This is a genomic window from Oligoflexus sp. (genome assembly GCF_035638955.1).
Lineage (GTDB): Bacteria > Bdellovibrionota_B > Oligoflexia > Oligoflexales > Oligoflexaceae > Oligoflexus.
This window is the reverse complement of sequence record NZ_DASQYZ010000344.1, coordinates 54,500-76,207: the sequence shown is the minus strand read 5'-3', so window position 1 is coordinate 76,207 and position 21,708 is coordinate 54,500. Positions and strand designations below refer to the sequence as shown.

18 protein-coding genes are annotated in these 21,708 nt (G+C 52.8%); 7 read left to right on the top strand and 11 right to left on the bottom strand.

Going from position 1 to position 21,708, the window contains the following annotated elements:
• Positions 1-74 precede the first annotated feature (74 nt).
• The 3 genes from VE954_RS30520 to htpX all read right to left on the bottom strand — a co-directional run bounded on the left by VE954_RS30520 (position 75) and on the right by htpX (position 2,884).
• Positions 75-671 (bottom strand): hypothetical protein, encoded by a 597-nt coding sequence (locus VE954_RS30520; RefSeq protein WP_324960108.1) that lies wholly within the window; start codon positions 669-671, stop codon positions 75-77.
• 251 nt (positions 672-922) lie between these two features.
• Positions 923-1,948 (bottom strand): TerC family protein, encoded by a 1,026-nt coding sequence (locus VE954_RS30515; RefSeq protein ID WP_324960106.1) that lies wholly within the window; start codon positions 1,946-1,948, stop codon positions 923-925.
• Between the two features lie 21 nt (positions 1,949-1,969).
• The gene (gene htpX / locus VE954_RS30510) at positions 1,970-2,884 is read right to left on the bottom strand and encodes a protease HtpX (RefSeq protein ID WP_324960105.1); all 915 of its coding nucleotides are present in this window, start codon (positions 2,882-2,884) and stop codon (positions 1,970-1,972) included.
• 244 nt (positions 2,885-3,128) lie between these two features.
• Between htpX and VE954_RS30505 the strand changes: the two genes are divergently transcribed.
• Genes VE954_RS30505 through VE954_RS30495 form a run of 3 tightly spaced genes read left to right on the top strand, consistent with a single transcriptional unit; the run spans position 3,129 to position 6,084 of the window.
• Positions 3,129-3,749 carry an exopolysaccharide biosynthesis protein gene (locus VE954_RS30505; RefSeq protein WP_324960102.1) on the top strand — a complete coding sequence of 207 codons (621 nt, stop codon included), beginning with the start codon at positions 3,129-3,131 and terminating at the stop codon, positions 3,747-3,749.
• Positions 3,750-3,806: 57 nt separating this feature from the next.
• On the top strand, positions 3,807-4,289 hold the full coding sequence (locus tag VE954_RS30500; protein WP_324960100.1) for a DUF3015 family protein: 483 nt from the start codon (positions 3,807-3,809) through the stop codon (positions 4,287-4,289).
• Complete coding sequence (locus VE954_RS30495; protein WP_324960098.1) at positions 4,270-6,084, top strand: DUF4105 domain-containing protein; 1,815 nt, start codon at positions 4,270-4,272, stop codon at positions 6,082-6,084. The genes VE954_RS30500 and VE954_RS30495 overlap by 20 nt, the downstream gene beginning before the upstream one ends.
• Positions 6,085-6,115: 31 nt before the next feature.
• On the opposite strand, the gene VE954_RS30490 is transcribed toward VE954_RS30495, so the two are convergent.
• The 6 genes from VE954_RS30490 to VE954_RS30465 all read right to left on the bottom strand — a co-directional run bounded on the left by VE954_RS30490 (position 6,116) and on the right by VE954_RS30465 (position 15,365).
• Positions 6,116-9,199: an FG-GAP-like repeat-containing protein gene (locus VE954_RS30490; protein WP_324960096.1), complete on the bottom strand. Its 3,084-nt coding sequence runs from the start codon at positions 9,197-9,199 to the stop codon at positions 6,116-6,118.
• 118 nt (positions 9,200-9,317) lie between these two features.
• Positions 9,318-10,028, bottom strand: a complete 711-nt coding sequence (locus tag VE954_RS30485) for a hypothetical protein (protein WP_324960094.1) — start codon at positions 10,026-10,028, stop codon at positions 9,318-9,320.
• Positions 10,029-10,185: 157 nt separating this feature from the next.
• Positions 10,186-13,617, bottom strand: coding sequence for an ATP-binding protein (locus tag VE954_RS30480; RefSeq protein WP_324960092.1), 3,432 nt, complete (start codon positions 13,615-13,617; stop codon positions 10,186-10,188).
• A gap of 123 nt (positions 13,618-13,740) precedes the next feature.
• Positions 13,741-14,058, bottom strand: coding sequence for a translation initiation factor (locus VE954_RS30475; protein ID WP_324960090.1), 318 nt, complete (start codon positions 14,056-14,058; stop codon positions 13,741-13,743).
• A gap of 9 nt (positions 14,059-14,067) precedes the next feature.
• The gene (gene yhbY, locus VE954_RS30470) at positions 14,068-14,364 is read right to left on the bottom strand and encodes a ribosome assembly RNA-binding protein YhbY (RefSeq protein ID WP_324960088.1); all 297 of its coding nucleotides are present in this window, start codon (positions 14,362-14,364) and stop codon (positions 14,068-14,070) included.
• Positions 14,365-14,420: 56 nt separating this feature from the next.
• Entirely contained in the window at positions 14,421-15,365 is a 945-nt protein-coding gene (locus tag VE954_RS30465; RefSeq protein ID WP_324960085.1) for a hypothetical protein, read from the bottom strand.
• A 71-nt stretch (positions 15,366-15,436) separates the two neighbouring features.
• Between VE954_RS30465 and hisS the strand changes: the two genes are divergently transcribed.
• A complete protein-coding gene (gene hisS, locus VE954_RS30460) occupies positions 15,437-16,774 on the top strand; it encodes a histidine--tRNA ligase (RefSeq protein ID WP_324960083.1) in 1,338 nt (445 codons plus the stop codon).
• A gap of 68 nt (positions 16,775-16,842) precedes the next feature.
• Positions 16,843-17,493, top strand: a complete 651-nt coding sequence (lspA, locus tag VE954_RS30455) for a signal peptidase II (protein WP_324960081.1) — start codon at positions 16,843-16,845, stop codon at positions 17,491-17,493.
• Here lspA and VE954_RS30450 read toward each other — a convergent pair.
• Both VE954_RS30450 and VE954_RS30445 read right to left on the bottom strand, forming a co-directional pair.
• Positions 17,490-18,674 (bottom strand): aminotransferase class I/II-fold pyridoxal phosphate-dependent enzyme, encoded by a 1,185-nt coding sequence (locus VE954_RS30450; RefSeq protein ID WP_324960079.1) that lies wholly within the window; start codon positions 18,672-18,674, stop codon positions 17,490-17,492. The genes lspA and VE954_RS30450 overlap by 4 nt on opposite strands.
• Before the next feature lie 86 nt (positions 18,675-18,760).
• Positions 18,761-19,222 (bottom strand): hypothetical protein, encoded by a 462-nt coding sequence (locus tag VE954_RS30445; protein ID WP_324960078.1) that lies wholly within the window; start codon positions 19,220-19,222, stop codon positions 18,761-18,763.
• A 191-nt stretch (positions 19,223-19,413) separates the two neighbouring features.
• On the opposite strand from VE954_RS30445, the gene VE954_RS30440 reads away from it, so the two are divergent.
• Both VE954_RS30440 and VE954_RS30435 read left to right on the top strand, forming a co-directional pair.
• Positions 19,414-20,088, top strand: coding sequence for a DedA family protein (locus VE954_RS30440; protein WP_324960075.1), 675 nt, complete (start codon positions 19,414-19,416; stop codon positions 20,086-20,088).
• Positions 20,089-20,316: 228 nt separating this feature from the next.
• Complete coding sequence (locus VE954_RS30435; RefSeq protein WP_324960073.1) at positions 20,317-21,708, top strand: ammonium transporter; 1,392 nt, start codon at positions 20,317-20,319, stop codon at positions 21,706-21,708.

Here is a 21,708-nt window from a genome sequence, read left to right as displayed (position 1 = left end):
CCTTCCTGGGTTCGCGGGAATTTGTAAAGATGCCGTTTAGGCCGAGTTGGCTCGGCCCTATCGGTGTGGACGGATTAAAGGCGCTCGACCTTGATGGTACTGCTGACGTTCACACCGATGGCGCTGACGGCCTCCCCTTCGGTCTGAGAGCCAACATTCACGGCCACCTTACTATCGGCGAGGTGACCCGTCTGAGCGAGTCGCACGGTCAATTCTGTCTTCACATTGACCGTAACGACGATGCAGTACCAACCATTGGGATTGGTCAGCTCCCAGGTCGGGGTACCGCCGACGTTCACGCCTGCATAGAGAAGCGTGAGGGATGCACCCGTGGTCTGAGCTTTATCCTGGAGCGTCACGCCGGTGCTGCCGACGCTGACGTTTGCATAGATCTTGCGAACTTTTTCAAAACTGACCGGCGGATCCTTGCCCCAGGCTTTGGCGCAATTGCCGATCGATTCCTTTTCTGTTTCTGTCGGTGGTTCCAAAACCACGGTCCCGCCTTCAACCGATGTCGGACCCACAACGTTTGGATCCATGGCATCACCCGAGTTACCAATCAAGGCCGATTGGTCAGAACCCTTGGAACCATTCTTACCTAGAAATCCGGCACTGCCGCAGGCTGTCAGCAGCCAGACGGATACAAGTGACAATGAAACGGTGATGCGCATTTGCGTGCCTCCAACACTCTGTTCGTGTGGTGCTAATCATGCAAATTTCGGGCCTTTTCCCGCTCATAACAGGGGTTTACGGAGGGGTAAAAAGCTGATTCACTCTTGGGCCTTAGGAATTCTTTTACAAAGCTTTCCGCACACCAAGCCTCGCGTGTCGGAACCTTCGACAGTTTCTGCCTAAAAAAATGCTCCCCGAAGTCCGTAAACTCTGGGGAGCGGAAGTTTGGAAGATGCCTGTCTTGTAGGGATCAGGCGGATGGTACTTGAGCGCTCTCCTTGCCGCGAGGCTTGAAGAGCAGAGAACAGATGATGGAAATAATCAGGATGCTGGTGATGATGCCAAGCGACCAGGTAATCGGAAACTTGCCGTCAAACAGATGGTTCAACCAAACCATTTTCAGGCCGACAAACATCAGCACAAAAGCCAGACCATGTTTCAAATAATGAAACTTATGCATCACGTTGGCCAAGAGGAAATACATCGACCGCAAGCCAAGGATGGCAAAGATGTTGGACGTGAAGACAATAAACGGTTCCTTGGTGATGGCAAAGATCGCTGGAATGGAATCCACGGCAAAGATCACATCCGAGAATTCCAGAAACACGAGGCAGAGGAACAGAGGGGTGGCCATCAGGACCCCATTCTTCCGCACAAAAAACTTGGCACCTTCAAGGGTCGGCGTAACCGGCATGAATTTTCGTACGAACTTCAGAAGAGGATTCTTTTCGGGATCCATTTCCTTGTCCGACGTGAAGAGCATTTTCAAACCCGTGAATATGAGCAGTACGCCAAAGATCACCACAACCGCATGCCAGGTCATCAGCACAGAACCGATCGCGATAAAGATCGCCCGGAAAAAGAGGGCACCGAGGATGCCATAGAAAAGGATGCGATGCTGATACTGCGACGGGATCCTGAAGTAACTGAAGATCACGATGAAGACGAAAATGTTATCGACCGCCAGAGCCTTTTCAACCACATAGCCGGTTAAAAATTCCAAGCCCACCTGTTTGGAGGCGAGAATGGGATCAAAGCCTGGTATGGCCATCAAACGCGGATTATTGGCAAAACTGTGGGCCGCATAATGCAGCAGCCCCCAGTTAAAAAGAAGTGCCAGGGACACCCAGACGACCGACCAAATACCGGCCTCTTTCATCGATATGCTATGGGCTTTGCGATGAAAAACGCCCAAATCCAGGACGATCATGCAGCCGACAAAGCCCAGGAAAGCAAGATAGAGCCACCAGTATTCAACGATCGGAAACAGTTCCATGGCGAGGATCCTTTCTTAACCTTATGATGCCCGCAAATCCCGCAGGCGAGCGATGCGGGAATCAAGGGATGGGTGACTTGCAAAAAAGCGCATCAGGCCTGAGCCACGACCACCTTCGATTTGCATCGTCTTGACAGCTGCCGACGTGGTTTGAGGTTGAGGCAACATCATGTTGCGCTTCAAAGCTTCCAAAGCTGCGATCATGTTTTCGCGACCACCCAGGCGAGCAGCACCCGCATCAGCACGGTATTCACGCCAGCGTGAGAACGCGGCTATCAGCATGGAACCCAGGATCATGAACACGATTTCAAGAATAATCTGCGTGGCATAAAAAATGCCCATCGACGGAGCTTCATCTTCATCACCACGGAAAAATTGCGAAGCACCATAGGCAATGATGCGAGCCAGGAACATGACAAAGGCGTTCACCACACCCTGCAAGAGGGTCATTGTCACCATATCACCGTTAGCAATGTGCGCGACCTCGTGGGCCAATACACCGCGCACTTCACGTGGATTCATGTTGTATAAAAGACCTGTGGACACAGCCACCAGCGACCGGGCTTTGGTCGGGCCTGTGGCAAACGCGTTCATATCAGGCGACTCATAGATACCAACTTCAGGCATGGTTGAAAGTCCGGCCTGGCGGGCTAAAGTATGAACCATCTGCTTGAGTTCGATCAGACGCTGATCGTAGGTATTATCAGGAATAACTTTCACGCCCATCATCCACTTGGCCATCACGCGGGACAGACCCAGTGAGATAAAGGCACCACCCATACCCCAGACCAGACAGAAAACCATCAAAGCTTGCATATCCAGACCGTTGGCCGTCAGATAACGGTTCAGCCCAAATACGTTGGCAATCACAGAAAGACTGATCACAATGAGCATGTTTAACAAAAAGAAAAGGCCAATACGTTTAAACCATTGCATAGACATCTCCCTTGGAAAGGCGCTGCGTTGACAGCAACGCAGTCTCCATCTTTACGGCAGCTGGGGTTTATTGGAAAAATGGATAAAATCGAGCTAGTTCTTCGTTTTAAAGAATGATAATTTTGGAGGAATGGTTAGTAAATTCAATGGATTAGACTTCTTAGATTGTCATCATGCGCGCACATTCTATCATGGGGCCCTGCGGAGCATCGGGCCTGCGATCACTTTGGACGGGAGCTTTTGATTGAACGTACACGATGAGCACAGTCTGTCCCGCGAGTTTCAGGAGATAGAAGATCTTTGCGATCATGGCAGCATGACTTTGCAGCGCATCATAGATCACATTCATGGGCGGGGCGAGGCCATGCTAACCTTGGTGCTCGCCGGACCTTTTCTTTTGCCTATTCCCCTTCCCGGTCTTTCGATTCCATTCGGTGTTTTGATTGCGATTTTTGGTTTTAGTTTGAGCACGGGTTGGAAGCCCTGGCTGCCGAAAACCTGGCTGAATCGTAATATTCCCGAGGATTTGATTCGCCGCTTTTGTCGCACAGCGCGCAAGTTCCTGAGCAAAGTCGAACGCTTTATCCGTCCCCGCTACGGTTGGGTGCACAAAAACAGGGTTTTCAAAGGTGGCGCCGGGACAATGATTACGATTTGCGGCGCGCTCCTGGCTTTGCCCTTGCCTCCAGGCACCAACGCGCCTCCTGCAGCCGCCATCGTTTGTCTGTCGGTGGCTCTCCTCGAAGGGGATGGTCTCCTTCTGATGGTCGGCTATGGGCTGTTTGCGTTCAACGCTGCATTTTTTACCCTGCTCCCCATCGTGGGCTATGAGGCCATCCTGAAGATTCTAAGCGTCGGCTTCTAAGCCTGCATGGCATCTGCTACAATGAATGCAAAGAACTCAGCCTTTGCAGGAGATGCCATGCGCTTTCAAGCAGCTTTCTTTGCCCTGTTCATGTTGGCCTTAAGTGGGACCGTGCGCGCGGCCGATGGCAGCAGCGGTTGCGGTCCAGGCTGGTATATTTTGAAGCAGAATACGATGCTGTCGTCGATTGGTCGTGCCATCACCAACTCTTTTTTGTTTCCCGTATCGACGATTGGAATGACCTTCGGAACGTCCAATTGTGCGAAGCACTCGCTGGTCGAAGAGAATCAGCGGAGCCTGCATTTTGCGACCCGCAGTTATGATATTTTGCGGCAGGATATGGCTCGCGGCGCCGGTCGCCACCTGGACGCTTATCTTGCGACCTTTGGCTGCAATGTGCTGGCCCGACAAAACCTGGCCGGACAGATGCAGGCTGCCTTTGAAAAAGAACTTTTCTTGACCATTCAACCGGAAGCCTTGGTTGAATCCACAGCTGAAATGATCCACGCTTCGGCTGCTCTTGCGTCGTCCTGTTCGTGATATGAGCCTGCGGTCGCTCGTTCTCCTCCTTTATCTGCTGATACCATGCTCGGCACAGGCGCACGATCCTGCGCCTGCGGAGCATCCGTCCTGGTTACGTCTCCTGCATTATGATTCCACGCTGCTGGGTTCATGGCAAAGCAGTGTGCACGCCCCGGATTTTTTTCTGACTCCTCATGGTCGTCATGATCCTCAGGCTGAGTGGAATGCTTGGATGCAAACCCGCTCACCAGACCAGCAGCGTGACCTTGCGTGTCGATTTCCAGCTCGTGTTCTCATCTCTCAACGGCTCACTGGCCAGATCTGGCCTGTCCCACCCTGTGTTGAGTATGGGGATTGGAAGAAGCGTCTTGATTTCCATTCCCTCAGCCTTGTTTATTCCACAGCTTACGCTGGCAATCCGGCTTCCGTGCTGGGGCATAATATATTGAAACTCAACCGTGAGGACCCTTCCACACCTGCTTATGTCGAATCCGGTCTGCCGCTTTTGGATTACGGCATTGGCTTTCTAGCCCGCAGTGATCCCCAGGACGGGCCCGTTTTTTATGTATTGAATGGACTCCTGGGAGGCTATCCGGGATTTTTTGTCCTGCAGCCTTATTATGAGCTCGTGAATACCTACGCCTATGCTGAAAATCGTGACCTTTGGGAATTGGAAATCAAACTGGATGCCGACGAACGTGAACTTTTTTTGGCCCATATCTGGGAACTCATTCACTACGCCTCGGCTCCCTATCATTTCACTCATGTGAATTGCTCCACCATGCTGCTCGAAATTCTGGAGGCCGTCAGGCCACACTGGAATCTGCGGCAGCGTATTTCCGGTCTCGTGCTGCCGCATGCCGTGATGCAAACGGTAGCCGAGCAGCAGGGGGCGTCCAACGAAAGTTTTTGGCCGTCGCAAAGGCGAATCTTTCATGAACATTGGCGTCAGCTGAACGGCGCGCAGCAGGAGAAATTTCTGGACTGGCGTGACGGGTCGGATGCGGTTGCCGTGGCAGATGAGCCTTTGGTGCTTGATGCGATTATGGATCAACTCAATATGCAGAAGTCTCGTTTGGACATCACGGAACAAAGCCGACTGCGCGTACAGGAGGATCAGATTCTGCTCGCTCGATCCCGGCTGCCGGCGTCCACGCTTCAGCCGCCCGATCGTTCGCGCGCTACCAATAATCCACTCTGGGCTCATGGTCTGCATAAGTTCAGTTTGCTGGCTGGCCTGGAACGCGAGGGGACACTCCTTTCGCTCCGCCTTCGGTGGGGGTTGCATGATCTTTTGGATGAACCTCAGGGTTTCGATCCGTATTATCACATTAATTTTTTTGATTTGAGACTGCGGCAGACGACCCGGACTCGTGCACTGGATTACACGCTGGACGTTGTGGATCTGATGTCGCTGCATCCTTTTGAGCGCGTGGAACCGTCTGGCAGTTGGGCGATATCCGCAGGCTTGCATGACACAGAGGATGGAGCGCGACCGCATGTGCGTGGGTCTTATGGGGTGGCGTGGGAAATGCGAGCGGATCGATCGTTGATTTATGCGTTACCTACGACGAAACTTACCATAACCAGTTTTGAAGTTGGGTTCCGGCTGGGCTGGTATCACGCCTGGACAGCACGTTGGAGGCAACTGCTCGAAATCCTTCCACGCCAAAGTCTTAGCCGCAAGGACAGGGTGCATTGGGATTGGAGCTGGGAACAAAGGTGGAGCTTGAACCGAAGCTGGCAGGTGGAGTGGCGGTTGGCCCGTGAGGATCGCTGGCAGTCTCTGGTCGGTATCGGACAGTTTTTTTAAAGGCCGCAGCCTGAGCTGCGGCCTTTCGTTCTCAGGGGCCTTCGATACGATAGAGCGCATCGGCCTTCAGCGGACCCAGGATGTCCTGCTTACTGCCATTGGGCCACTGGATTTCAACCTTGGCCACTTCCGTGTCCTTGCCCAATCCGAAATAGACCAATGGTGCATCAAAACTCTGATAGCCCCCACCACTCTTGATTTCCCGGATCTGGGCTGGACCCCTCATGGGATGTACAATCACGCGGGCATTCAGGTTGGCCGTATTTCCCGACTTGCTGTGCAGCGCCAAGGCTATGCTGTGGTGCGCGCCCGTGCTTTGGTTTTCATAGACCTGAGGCGGACCTTCCGAACCATTGCCAATGATATCCAGGTCACCGTCATGATCATAGTCGATCAGCACGAAGGAAAAGAGATTAAAATCATTGGTCAGTCCTGCGCTGAACTGTTTCTGCACAAAATGCCCTTGCTCATTGTGCATGTAAACGTTCCAGCCGAATTCACCCATCCGTACAGCACCTTCCGCGTTGAAGATATCAACCCAGCCGTCATTATCCAAATCCACGAAACGGGATGACCAGGTCCAGCCTCCCGGATGATCAAAGCGATCCTTGCTCACCACGTTCAAGCCGCCATCTGTCTGCCCCAGATAAAGCACAGCCTTATCCATCTGCGGGGCTTCCTTCGCAAAATTTTCCCGTTTGTGATAAGCCCCGGCTGTGCGCATCAGCTGACAGACTTCAAGGATCCGGGGATCGAAGCCATAGCGCTGCTGACAGTCCGATTGCTCATCATTATTGGTCACAATCATCCACATCATACTCAGAAGGCAGGAGTCGCGTTGATCTGCATCCTCAATTTTCTGGCAGTCACGCACATCAAGGTTCTTAATGCGGTGAAAGGGAATGAGATGTTCGGTGCGGCGATTGCGCTGGCAATTCAGACGATACTCAGGATCCTTGATGCGATCGCAGTATTCCACCTTGTCCTTGGCTTTTTTGTAGTCAGTGGCCTGGACTCCATCGATCACCTGATTGCCCAGGTCCTGCTTGGCTGCGATCGTTCCGGTGATCAGAAGATCCATTTTCAAATCGTTGTTGACATCGGCCGTGTCCACCGACATGGAAAAGAGCGGGGTCGGGAAGCCGGTAATGCCCGGAGCCTTGAGACGACGCAGGCCGTCTTTGCTGCCAAAGTAAAGATAATCCGGAACCACGAAGTCATTGTTTTCGTAAAGGTCAAGGAATCCATCACCGTTGATATCACTGATAATTGACGCCATGGTTTCGCCATCATCTTCGTCCGCCATCGGTTCAAAGACAAAGCCTTCCGGCCTGTTCCAGGTGATTCCGTTTTTGCGCCCTTTGCCATAGGCGCGGAAGCCTGTGGCAATCCCCAGCACCATATTGCCGTTAAAAATATCAATGCGACCATCACGATTGAGGTCTGCAAAAGCTGGAGCAATCGTTAGCACGCCGTCGCCATTGGGAATGACCGACGCCGTGGACGCGAACGAGCCCTGGTTGTTCCGAATCCAAAAATTGCCGCGGTTAAACGTTGTCAGGAAAAGATCAGGCCAGCTGTCGCTATCCAAATCCACAAAGGCCACGGCAAAGACTCGTGTCCCTTTCAAAGATGGAATAGCGAGTGGCACTTCAACAAAGCGGCCGCCGATATTACGATAGAGCAATGGGCCCTGGTCACTGCCCAGAGCGATATCCACCCAACCGTCCTTATTGAAATCACCGGCACTGGTCCCGCGGCCCACCCAGAACGGATCCGGGTAATCGCGAACGGTATACATGAAACCACGTTTGATCCCAAGATCTGCGCCTTCATGCTGGATGAATTTTCCAGTGGCCGCGTTTTTGGGAAAGAACGGAATGCGTGTTAGCATTGTGGAACCCTGGGTCATCGCTTCGGCAGCCGGCAAACTGGTCACGACATCGGCCTTGGCTGCCAGGCTGCTGACGACAGGAACGTCTGCCTTGGGAACCGTCGAGGCGGTCATGGCCCGATAGTTTTCAATATTGGGATTCATATAAAATTTTTCATGCAGGATCGGAGCCATCATTCCAATGGGAATGATCAAGACCCAAAGTCCGGCCGCGATGTAAAGAGCCCAGCGACGCGAGGCACTTTGCCAGGTGATCATAAAGGAATAGAAGCTGTAAACACCAAGGCTCAGAAGGAGGACCATCGACACATTTTGCGGAAGGCCAGCCGAGAAGAGTGCATTGGTCAGGACCACATCAAAGGCCATGGGCACTGGCAGAATAAGGCCCACTGTGGCCGCCAGGACCAAAGGAATCATTCCGCCTTGACCCTGCAGGGCATCCAAAGGCACGAGGTGACTCAGCGAGGCCCCCAGAAATCCGGCCACCAGCATCAGAGGTGCCGTGCGAATGAAAATCGTACTCAGCTGTCGCCAAAAATCTTTCAGTAAACCCACAAACGAAGCCGCAAAAGACTCCTGGATCGGAACGTTGCAGGAGTCTGCGGCGAGTCTGGCTTCCAACTGCTGAAGATCCTTGACAGGCGCATCTTGAAGCCAACGGGCCAGGAGCGGCACACCAATCATGATAATGCTGAGGTTAAAGAGGAGTTTGGTCATGGCCATATAAAAGGGCAGCAGAGAAAACCCCATCGTCAGCACCACCACATTCAAAGTTGGTGAGGCAAACATCAGAGCCAGGGCCATTTCAATGCGTCGGGAGCGAAGCGCCCCCTTAAAGACCGGTGCCGCGCAGTTAACGCAAACCCCAAGCGGCGAACCCAGGATCATTCCATAGAATGCACTTCGGAAACGGCCGCCTGGATTGAATTGAAGATAGCTTAACCAGCAGGAGAGCAGCGCGGCGAGGGTAATGCCAAACGCCATGCCTTTCTTATTGTCGTTGGTCCAGTTGACGGTCGTATACGCAATCTTTTTCCACATGGGATCGTTAGCCGTGACCTTGAGAATGGGCCACATGGCAATCGTATCCGCAACCGTGTGATTTTCCGCAACCATCGCTTTGCGATTCAAGTCGGGGTATCGGGAAAAGTAACCAAAGGTAACGACAAGCGTGACCACCGCGAGCGTGGCGAGGATAAAGCGTATCCTGTGTGTCAGCACGGTTTTTTTCTCCTCAAAGCTTTGTGGTGCCCCTTATTGTACCAAAATATGCGAGGATCCGCTCACTGCCCTGATGGGGGCAGGGCGGATCTTTTAAAACTATAAAAATTGTCAGGAATTAGATTTTGTGAAACGGAAGGGCATTGGACATATCGCGAGCGCGATTCTTCACGCTGTCGCCCACAATTTTTCCACAGCGCTGCGCGTCCAGATCGTCCTTGCGGCAAACTTCGGCGAAGTAGAGATTGTCTTCTTCCACAAAGATGGTCACATAGGTGTTGACCGTCTGATCACCTATTTTTTGGGTGTAATTCATTTCCACGGTCTGGTCTTTCAAGGTACGACCGAGCTTGAAGGTAAAAGCATTCAAGGTTGGAAACCACAAGTTTTCCAGCTGCGCGAGTTCGGCTGCGTTGAGCGGAGCGGCCGGGGGAACCTGAGCGGCGCGTTCGGCATTGACCTGAGCGATAATGCCATCCACATCCGCTTTGGTGAAGCGCTTGGTGCAGGCAGCCGCAGCGTATGAAATCGTTTTCGAGTTGGCATTGCCGTCCGCTGCAAATTCGTATTGTACGATGAAGCTGGCCTGCAGCGAACCGGGCTGGTTTGCAATACAGTCGCTGGCCCATTTGCCGACTAGAAAATCAGGTGCGGTTCCTGGAACGTCAGGTGTCGCTGCATCGTCCGTGGCTGGATCCGTGCCCTCTTCAGAAGCTTGATCCGCCGCGGCCTGTTCAGGATTGGATTCCTCTTCGGATGAACTGCTTTTTTTCGAGCAGGCGAAACCGAGGACTAGAACCAGGCCGAAGACAAGGTTACGACGAATCATGAAAAATCCTCCAAGTGTGCAGCTCTTCTCAATCTTTATATGGAGTAATATTCTGCAAGAACTGGGCCATGTTACGGCCCACGGGAAGACAAGGGGTTGGGATGCAAAACGCCGGCAACTGTCCAATGCCTGGTCAGACAGGGTGTCTGCCTTTTATTCAGATGGCAAGGGCAACCTGGTGTCCCGGGGGAAGAATTAAAATGAAAGTCGTGTGTCCGGCGTCCCGACGATGGATAAGTTCGCCATGGAGTTGGCGCGCCAAACGCCGGGATATGAAGAGGCCTATGCCTTTGGCTGTTTCACCCTTGGTCGTAAAACCGCGTTCAAAAAGATGCTCCTGCACATGAGCTTCGAGCGGTCTGCCGCCATTGCTCACGCGAATCAAAACCTGCTTTGTCTGAGGATCAATCGCCAAGGCGACGGCGATCCAGCGTTCATCGCCTGGCAAATCAGCCACGGCATCCATCGCATTGTTGAGAAGGCAAAGCAGGATATGCTGCACGTATGAAGTAACCGAGAAAACTGTGATGGGCTCCAGGTCCATACGCATCTGAATACCAAGGCGACCGGCGCGCATCCGCAGCAAATGATAGGTACGTTCAACCGTTTGCTTAAGATCAATGATGTGTTCATCCATTTCGTGGCGACTGAAGGCCAGGATGCTTTCCATCAATTCGCGACTGTGACGCGCCGCCTCCGTCAGATGCAAATAGCTTTGACAGAGATGAATCATTTCGCCGAGCTGCTGAATCTCGTCCACCTGAAGCTGACCGATGCTGCGCCAAAGGCCGCGGGCCTGTTCGGATGAAAGAGTCAGCTGACTGATGACGGTACGAAGATATTGTAGTTCATGGGCTGCAGGATGTTCGGGGCTGGGCGGTCCCATGCTGTCGAGCAGGTTTTCAACCGGCTGCACTTCACCTTTCTGATAAAGCAACCTGACCAGCAGATCGCGTTGCATCGAAGGGAGTGGCAGAAGACGCCCGACTCTCTGCACGCGTTCTTCAGGCTGACGCATATCCTCGGCTATGGTTTGATGAATGCTGTGCCATTCGCGAGCCAAATCACCGACGACCTCGCCCAGCTGCGACATGCGATCCTGATATTCCTGCCGGGCCAGGCGACGATTGTCATCATAACGGACCAGGATATTGCGAACCCTTAGGCGCAATTCATCAGGCACCAATGGTTTCGCCAGATAATCATCGGCTCCCAATTCAAGACCCATCAGCTTGTCTTCTTCGGTCGCGCGCGCGGTGATCAGGATCACTGGAATATCCCGCAGTCTGTCCTGATTTTTAACATATTTCATGACGTCTTCGCCGGAAACATCCGGCATCATCAGGTCGAGCAGAACCAGGTGGGGATGCAGAACTTCGATCTGATGAATGCCGTCCTTGCCACCGGTCGCAATCATCACGCGATAGCCATCCATCTGCAAGAGTTCCTGCACCACTTCACAGTTCAATTCATTGTCGTCGACCACCAGGATCGTAAATCGGGACGGATCGGGGAGGGACGTTGCCGAGTTTTTCAGCTCCGGCAGGTTATCCAAAGCCTCCGACGCAGGCGAAGGACTGGCTGGAGAGGCCATGACAGAAGGTTCCTGTGACCTTGGATCGATGGCAACTTTTTGTTCGCCGATCCAGACTCTAAAGGTTGAACCCTGCCCGGGAACGGATTGAACTTCGACGCGACCATGCATGAGTTCCAGGAGGTCATGGACGATGCTGAGGCCAAGGCCGGTCCCTTCGTAGGAACGGCGGGCATCGCCTTGCAGCTGGGAAAATTCTTTAAAAATGTATTGGGTCTTGTCAGCAGGGATGCCAATTCCGGTGTCCGTGACTTCGAAGTAAAGACCTTCGGCATCGGTTTGCATCAGAAGGCTGACTTGATTCACCGCATCTCCACGCGCGAACTTGAAGGCGTTGCTCAGGAGATTGCGCAGAATGGTAATGAGTTTCTCGGCATCATGCAGAAAAATCTGATCATGATCGATCTGGTTATGCTGGATGAATTGAACGTGAGGATATTTGAGTCGCAAACCATCGATGCAATCCTGCACGCGACCCACCATTTCACCCAAGGGAAACTTTTGCACGTGCAGATTCAGTTCACCACGCTTTGATTTCGCAAGGTCGAGAATGGTATTGACCTGATCCTTCAGGGATTCTGTCAGGCGTGTGACCTTGAGCACCTGAAGGCGCAGGCGGTCACTGATGGGACCGTATTGCCCTTTGCTGATCAGGCTAAGGAATCCCAAGATGCCATGCAGGGGTGTGCGAAGCTCGTGGGACGTGTTGTGAAAGAAGAGCGTGCGGGCTCGATCCTTTTCCACCAATTCCTTGGAGAGTTGCTCGGCTCGACGAAAGGCGCTAGCCGAACGTTTGGCAACAATCTGGGTTTGGCAGATCATGAAGAAGGCTGTGCCTATTTCGAAACCCATGGGCGAAAAACTGGTGTTGCCCAGAAACCATAGGAGACTGCTCAAGCCACTGATGGTTAACGAAATAAACCCTAAAAGAGCGATCAACGAACCCTCTTTTTTCTGAAGCGCAGCTTGAATCAGAATCCATACGGTTGGCAAGGCACAAAGGGAAGCATAAGCATAGAGCACCATGACCAGGTATTCCGAGTGCACCATGCCCGTGGCGAGAAACATGCCGCCCAGGCCCAAGGCTATGATCCACGCCGCACGGCCGATCCGTGCCGAAGCTTGTTCGGGAAAGCAGGCGGCTGTAAAGCGATAGAACCAAACAGCAGCTAAGGCCAGGGTCATATAAATTAAATCCCAGAGCAGCTCCCAGCCCCAGTTGGAATGGATCAGAAGGAACCGTCCTCCCGTGGCAAAGAGGGCGCCGCGGAAGAGCATGATGGCCGAAAAGATTGCCAGTTCACGGGTGGACTTGTCTTCGCGCCGACGTAAAAAGAGACTGATGCTATGGACCGTACAGAACAGCATCACACCGAATAGGAAAACGGCGCTGAGTAATTCGGCGCGTGGAAAACCATCGTCAACCTTATAGAGGGCCGGCGGTTGCCAAAGACCACCCCAGTAGAAATGAAAGTTGCTGACCTGAATCAGGATGTAAAAGGATGTCTCATCCCGCACTTCAAAATTCGGCGTCAGGATTGTACCGATGAGCGGTTTCTCTTGCGAAAATTCAGTCGCCACGGACCCCAGTTCGAAGATGGGCAGCGCGTGGGATGGCGTCGTGGCATCAAAGACGAAAATTTTTCCAGCGACGTAAAGCTGCGGCTGAGCAAAATAAATGCGACAACGCTGACAAGGACTCTGCACGCGCATGAGATAGGTGCCAAAACCCTGATTATCGAGATTATGACCTTGCAACGCACGAAAGGGCTGGCCTGGCTTCAGAAAATACGCTTCGGTCTCGCTCAGACTTTGCGGAATCTGCTCCGGAGTCAAAAGTTTCTTGGGAAAGAAGCGCCAATCACCGTAAATGCGCAATGCTTCCTTGCCATCCCAATCCCGCAGATCCACTTCGCCCTGGACCGCTTCTCGTATGACCGCTGCGGTCAGGGAGGTCGGGAGACAAAGTAGAAAAATGAGAAACAAAGCGCGCATGATTCGTCCAGGTTGTTGGCATCCGACTCCTTGGGAATCGGCAACTTGGCGGAATAATAAAGAGATTTTACAGACGAAAGGCTGTTTTTGGGGATTTTATAAACAATTCCAGGTGGTTATGGACTAACCGCCAGCCTGCTGGAGCTTCCAACCCTGTTCCTGAAAATAGGCCAGGGCCTTGTCTTTCACATCACCTTGGAATTCAGCGCGGCCATCCTTGAAGGTGGCGCCACAGGCCGAGCGCTGCTGAATCGCTTTGATAATTGTTTTGACTTCATCTTCACTGAAAGGAAAGTTCCATAGCACCGTGACTGTTTTCCCGCCTCGGCCCTTGAGTTCCAGGCGCATTTTGGTTGGACCTGGGGCCGGTTTATAGGACTTTGTTTTGTCGTCCTTACGGGTGGAACCTTGGCCTGTGACGTAGACCAGCTTGTCCGCCATGGCTTTTCCTTAGACTGGAATTTTGATCTTCTTTTCCTGGCTTTGGCGATAGAGCACGGCCTTATGTCCAATCACTTGAACCAGGGTGGCTTTCACACCATCAGTCAGGCGATCCATCATATCGTGAAGCTCGGTTTGATCGTCGCAGCGGATCTGCACTTTGATCAGTTCGTGATGTTTGAGCGTAATTTCCACTTCACGGAGCACCGCTTCAGTGACGCCATGTTGGCCGACGATGACCACCGGACTCAAATGGTGAGCCTGGCCGCGGAGGTAGCTGATTTGCTTGCTTGAAAGTTTTTTCATCTTCATTCCCTCGATAAGGACCCTTGATTTAGCTCGAACCCGCCAGGATTGCAAGTTTAAAGCAAGACGAAAAAATCCAAATCGGCTGTCGGCAGGAACCGGCCATCATCAATCTTTTCGTCGTCCAGGTCACGACCGCTGACCACCTGATAAAGGACCCCGATACCCAGGCGGAATCCCACCTGTGGGCCACGCCATTGCTGAGCCAGGCTGCAGCCGAAGCGATCCGCGCGAAGATCAGCCAGATCAAAGCGGGCGACATGCGCCGCCAGCACCAATGTTTCGGTCGGCGATCGCTGGATTTCACCGGTCAGTTCAAAGCGCTCCTGAGCCAGACCTAAAAGGGACTGCAGAAGGAGTGATCGATGCGTGATGCTGTAATTTTCATGAATGCGTGTTCCATCATCCCGCACGGGATGGCCGTTTTCATCGCGGGCATCATAGTCGGCCTGGGGATACTTTTTATTCCATAGACGTCGTTTGCCTTCTTCACTCAATTCCACTTCGCCCTTGCCCGAGCCGGCTTCCCAGGAACTGTGCACGATCAGACGTTCCGAGATCGCATGGCTGAAGACCAGGCGGGGGTGTACGCCAGTCACATTGAGTTTGGCGAAATTGTCTTTTTGTGATCCCCAAAAGAGGGAGTCACGGCTCATGCGTACCAGATCCAGACCGAGTGACAGGCTCTGACGCCCGTTCTGCCAGACCTGACCGCGCGCGTAAATGTTGGTCGCTCCGGCCATGAATGAGGGCAGATCCACACCAACGCCCGTGGTCGGTTGAAGACCATACTCCGTCTCAGGTCCAATCTTCCAAACGCCCTCGGGAACATAACCGTTCGTTGTTTTGCTCATCAAACTTGAAAGCGGCGCTACAGGTTCATTTTGAGCCAGGGAAGCGGTTGCAAATCCCAAGCAATAGCATATGATAAGCGCCGTCATAGGCCCCATGAGACGAGACGGGGGAAAGACAGCCGAGGGTAAGGTTGCGATTCTTTTCATTGCGGTCCGCCTGATCGGTTGTTCGCGCACATTTGCCTTATTACTTGAGAGAGCCAAAGGGAGCAAGCAGTTTGAGCACGCAAGAACGAATCACGCCGCGTAAATTGAAAGGCTTCCGTGACTATCTGCCGCAGCAGGCCGCCCTGCGTAAGCGTATCCAGGACCGCATTTATCAGAAGGCAGAACAGGCCGGCTTCCTGCCGATCGATACGCCGGTCGTCGAGTATGCGGAAACCCTTCTGGGAACCGGCGGCACCGATACCGATAAGGAAGTGTATCGGTTTGAGGACCATGGCGAACGCATGGTGGCTCTGCGCTTTGATTTGACCGTTCCCTTTGCGCGTTTCGTGGCCGAAAATTATTCCGAACTGGTTTTCCCGTTTAAAAAGGTGCAGATCGGCAATTCATGGCGCGGCGAAAAACCTCAGAAGGGTCGCTATCGGGAATTCTGTCAGGCTGATTTGGATATCATCGGTGTGGATTCACTGGCCGCGGATGTCGAGGTCCTGTCCTGCATTACCAGTAACCTCGTCGAGCTGGTGCCGGGTTCGTTTACCATGGCGATCGGTCATCGCATTATTCTTTCGGCGTTGATTCAAGGCTGTCTGCCGCAGCTTGTGGCGGGTGGTGAGAACAGAACTCTGATCGCGCTCGATAAACTGGCCAAGATTGGTGAACCGGCTGTCAAAGACCTTATTCTCCAGATTGAAGGGGCGGACGCTGCGGGTGCGGATCGCCTCCTGCGCGTTCTGCAGGGACGTGACGCGGCAGGCCAGACCGATTTGAATCCCATCAAGGAAATTCTGGCTGGAACCCCTGCGACTCAGGAGATCAAAAGACTCGAGGAAACAGTTGGTCTTTTGCAAAAACTTTATCAAAACACCAAAGCCAACATTCGCATGGATCTGACCATCGCGCGTGGACTGGGTTATTATACAGGGATCGTTTTTGAAACCACGATTGACGGTTTGGACGGCTTCGGGTCCATTTCCTCGGGCGGACGTTACAACGGACTGGTCTCGCGTTTCTCCAATCAGGAGCTGGCCGGCGTTGGCGGCTCGATTGGAGTGGACCGACTGCTGGCCGCCTTGGAACAACTGGGTCTGACCGATGACAAGACTCGGCGCGGGATCTTTATTGCCTTGGCTGGTGAAGAAGGTCGCAGTTATGGATTTGAGCTGCTGGCCGAGCTGCGTGCCGCGGGAGTCATGGCAGACATTGCTTTGAAAGAAGGCAAACTGGGCAATCAATTCAAGTTTGCTGATAAGCGTCAGTATCAATATGTTTTGACCCTGGGCAGTGATGAGGTGGCGAGTAAAACCGTCAGCATCAAAGATCTAGCCAGTGGTCAGGAAAGAAAGTCCGTGCCCTGGACAGAAGCCTTTGCGGAACTGTCGCAGCTCAGCTGAGCTTGCGCGTCCAGGGGATGATAGGATATTTTGAACTATTGAGTGCCTAACACAAGGAATTCTCGCTGATGGGTATGACTCTGCGTTTTATGAAAACGATTCGTGGCAAACAGATTGCAGCTGCATTGGTGTTGGTCTTCCTGTCCACCGTCGCCCTCGATCAAGTCAGCAAACGCCACGCTCAAGCCAGTCTGATGACCTGGTCACATCCCACCAATCTGGACATGCATAAGTCGCGAGTTTACCCTGTGGCCTCGGTAGGCAACCCCGAAGCTCCGCGTGAGGCCAATGCCTTTTTCATCCAATTGAATTTTCAGTATGAACGCAACCGCGGGGCCGCGTTCAGTATGCTTTCCAATCTGCCGGACTCCATCCGCGTGCCATTCTTTTATCTGGTGACGCTGATCTGCGTGATCTACATCTCGATCTATTTGCGCACGCTGCCGATCAATTTTCATTTAACCCGATTCGGTTTGGTCATGATTCTGGCCGGCGCCATTGGCAATTTTATCGATCGTCTGATTCAGGGTTACGTGATCGACTTTGTTTCAGTCGGCTGGAATATCATGGGCTGGCGCCATGACTTCGCGGTGTTCAATGTCGCCGATATTGCCATCAACATCGGTATCATCGCCTTCATTCTGGAAATTGTGCTGCGCCGGAAGCCTCTGATGGCTGACGACGGCACTCCAGTGACGCCCGCCAAGGCCAAAGGTTAATTCTTCAGAGCAGCCAAAGCCTCGGGAAGGCGTTCCTGCAAAAGGCGTCCCGCGGCTTCGAGCGTTTCGATCTGCTTGCAAAATGCAAAGCGGACCAGACGCAGGTTGGCGCTTGCAGCCGCAGCATCCAGATAAAAATTGGAAATCGGCAGACAGGCCACCCCCACTTTTTCCGTCAGCCAGGTTGCAAATTCCATATCAGGGACATCGCGGATCGACCGATAATCGGCGGTAATAAAATACGTGCCTTCTGGCGCTTTGCAGACAAAGCCATGCCTGCGCAGAATGGCTAACAGCGTATCGCGCCTTCTTGTGTAGAGCTCACGGAAATCCAGAAAATACTCCTGGCCCAGCTGAAACGCAGCAATCATACCCGCCTGAAGCGGTGTGGCGGAACAGAAGACGGTATACTGATGCGGAATGCGGATCAGTTCCGTCAACTTTTTCTCAGCGAAGGCAAAGCCCACCTTCCAACCGGTTAAACTAAAGGTCTTGGCCGTGGACGAGATGGTGATCGTGCGGTCCCGCATGCCGTCGAGCCTGGCCATCGGTAAATGCCGGGCCGGCGTGAAAATCAATTCTTCGTACACTTCGTCCGTCACGACGATAAGATTTTTTTCCTGAACCAATTGCGCGAGGCTGAGAAGTTCATGGCGAGTGAAAACCTTGCCGCTGGGATTATGAGGGCTGTTGAGTATGAGAACCCGGGTTCTCTCCGTGATCGCGTTTCGCAAATCCTCGATGGCAAAGGACCAGTCCGGGGCTTTCAAGGGAACTGTTTTCAGAACAGCCCCGGCCATGGCGCACGCCGCCGGATAACAGTCGAAAAAGGGTTCGAAGGTCAGGACTTCATCACCCGGTCCACAAAGTCCCATCATGCAACAAAAAATGGCCTCGGTGGCGCCGGAAAAAACCGTGACCTCGGTGGCAAAATCATACTGCAATCCATATTGTGCGGCCTGTCTCTGGGCCAGCTGGCGCCTTAATTCACCCAATCCCGTGCTGGGCGCATATTGATTGAAGGCACCTCGGATGGCGGCAATGGCGGCTTCCTTGATGACATCGGGGCCATCAAAATCCGGAAAACCCTGGGCCAGGTTCACGGCCTGATGCGCGGCAGCCATCTGGGACATTTTGGAAAAAATGGAGCTGGAAAAAGCCTGCCATCGCGATGGGAGCATCCTGATTCCTCGACTGGAGGTGAGCACGCGGGCCTTTCAAAGACCCGCGCCCAGTCTCCAGGAAAATCACGTCGGACGCAAGCGTCTCAGAACTGCGAATAATAATGCAGGGTCAGGAAACTACGGAGCATGTCGACGATCTGGGTACCCTGAAAGTTGGCCAGAATGTATTTGTGGCAGTCGAGGTCGCGGGCGATATCGATTTTTTGGTTCCCTTTGACGACCGTGAAAAGAAATTCAGGGGCATCCGCGCAGATGGGCGCTCCTTCATTGGTGTCGATCAGTTCGGCGATGGCAATGGACTGGATGTCCTTCTGCAAGGCGTTCGTGAGCTCCTTGCCAAGTCTCAGCAGAACTTTACGTTCCACGGACGGGGTGGGGACGTACTTCTGGATTTCGACATAGACCGTGCCGTTATCTTCGATCGTAAGGGACGACGATGGGCAGGTGCCAGGACAGAATCCGCCGGATTGTTTTAGAAAAGCCAGAGGTCTGGCGGATGCTGCGGTCGTCAAAAGGAGCGATGAGAGCAGGAGAAGAGTCTTCATAAAATATCCTTCAGTGGAAAAACGAAATCGTAATCCCAATCCGTATACCTGAATCGGTAGCAGCTGCCTAAACCGAAGACTATTCAAGTCAAGACGTCATCAGTCAGACTGAACCATCGATTGGTTGGAAGATACCATGATAAGCTGCAGCTTTACCCGACGGTCGGAAAGCGAGGCGTATGGATATCTTAATGGAATGGATCAAGCAATTTATCGACATCATCCTGCACATGGATCTGTATCTGAATAATTGGATTCGTGATCTGGGCCCACTGATCTACGTGCTGGTGTTTATGGTGATCTTTGCCGAAACCGGGTTGGTCGTGACTCCTTTCCTGCCGGGGGATTCGTTTTTGTTCGCGCTCGGGGCGATGGCGGCCGTGGAGAATGCCTATCTCAGCCTGCCGATGCTGCTCGTGCTGCTGTCTGTTGCGGCGATCCTCGGTGATGCCGTGAATTATGCCGTGGGCAAGTACATCGGACCCCGCATTTTTTCCAAAGACACAGGTCTGCTGCTGAATAAGAAACATCTGCTGGCAGCCCAGGCCTTTTATGAAAAGCACGGCGGCAAGGCGATTATCATCGCCCGTTTCGCACCGATCCTGCGAACCTTCGCCCCGTTTGTTGCGGGTATTGGGCATATGCGCTACAGCCGATTTTTAGCCTACAATGTGGTCGGTGGACTCGTTTGGGTTTGGAGCTTTCTCTTAGCTGGCTTCATGTTCGGGAATATGCCCCAGGTTAAAGACAACTTTCACATCGTGATCTTTGCGATCATTTTCCTGTCTTTGGTACCAGTTGCTATTGAAACATGGCGCGGTTGGAAGGATAAGCAGGCGCGCAGTGCCCCTGTGCGTGAGCGCTGAAAGCTATAATGAATCTACCTCCCGCGTTTTATCCTACCAAAGCGCGGGTTGCCTCCTCCCATTCCTACCATTTCGTTCTTTTCGTCGCCCGGCGCAGACTCCAATTCTCGTGCTAAATCAATGTTATTGTTGGAAATTATAACAATCACAAAACATGGTACGTGTTGTGCTTTACAGAGGCAGCTTGGACACAACCTGCGACTCGTATGAGCAAGAAGGAGAACCTGCATGAAGCAATCTACGGTCCCCCTGGTTTTACTGATTCTATTAAGTCTGTTTGCGGCCTTTGTGCCGGCAACAGAACCATTGAAAACGGGTGGCGCCATTAATCCCGGAGATGTGGCCTGGATGCTGTGTGCGTCTGGACTTGTGCTCTTCATGACACCGGGTCTCTCATTCTTCTACGGAGGCATGGTGCGGTCGCGAAACGTGATCTCGACCATGCTGCAGAGTTTTATCTCCATGGGGCTTATTAGTTTGATTTGGGTGGTCGTGGGATTCAGTCTGGCCTTTGGTGATTCCATTGGCGGGCTCATCGGCAATCCGACCACTTTCTTTATGTTTAAAGGTGTGACCGGGGCCACGCATCCCGATCTTTCCCCCACCATTCCCCTGCTTCTTTTCGCCATGTTTCAATTGAAATTTGCGGTGATAACCCCGGCGCTCATCACAGGTTCATTTGCAGAGCGCGTGCGCTTTACGAGTTACATGCTCTTTATTACGCTCTTTATTCTGTTGATTTACACGCCCCTGGCTCACTGGACCTGGCATCCCAATGGCTTTTTGCGCACCATGGGTGTCCTTGATTTTGCGGGTGGGACCGTGGTCCACATGTCAGCTGGTTTTGCCGCCTTGGCGGGTGCTTTGATGTTGGGGCGCCGCAAAGATCATAACGGCGAAGCTCATACGCCAGCGAACATTCCGTTTATCATTCTCGGTACGGGTATGCTGTGGTTTGGCTGGTTCGGTTTCAACGCGGGTTCGGCTTTGGGTGCCAACGAGCAGGCCGCGCAAGCCTTTGCCACGACCAATACAGCTTCAGCGGCCGCGGCGCTGGCCTGGATTTTCCTGGATATGCTTAAGGGTCGTAAACCGTCCGCTGTCGGTGCTTGCATCGGTGCGGTTGTCGGTCTGGTGGCGATTACGCCGGCCGCTGGCTTTGTCAGTATTGGCGCTTCGATCTTTATTGGCGCTTTTTCATCGATGGTTTCGTCACTTGTGGTGTCCATGAAATCGAAAACAGCCATCGACGACACGCTTGATGTGTTTCCGTGTCATGGTGTGGGCGGTGTGATGGGAATGCTTTTGACCGGTGTGTTTGCCAAGGATGTTGGCCTTGTCTTTGGTCCCACCAAAACGTTCCTGATGCATTGCCTGGCTCTGGTCCTCGTGAGCGGCTTTTCCTTCTTTGGTTCCTTTATCATCTACAAACTCACCGACTGGATTATTCCGATGCGTGTTTCGGTCGATGAAGAGGAGCAAGGCCTCGACCTCAGCCAGCATGGTGAAAGCATGCTCGAAGGTGATCAGCTGCTTCAAGCGAGGACGAGTGATGAAACAGCAGAAGTCAAAAAAGGTTTTCCTGTTGTGGGCCTGACGACCCCCGGGGCTCCAGCTTAA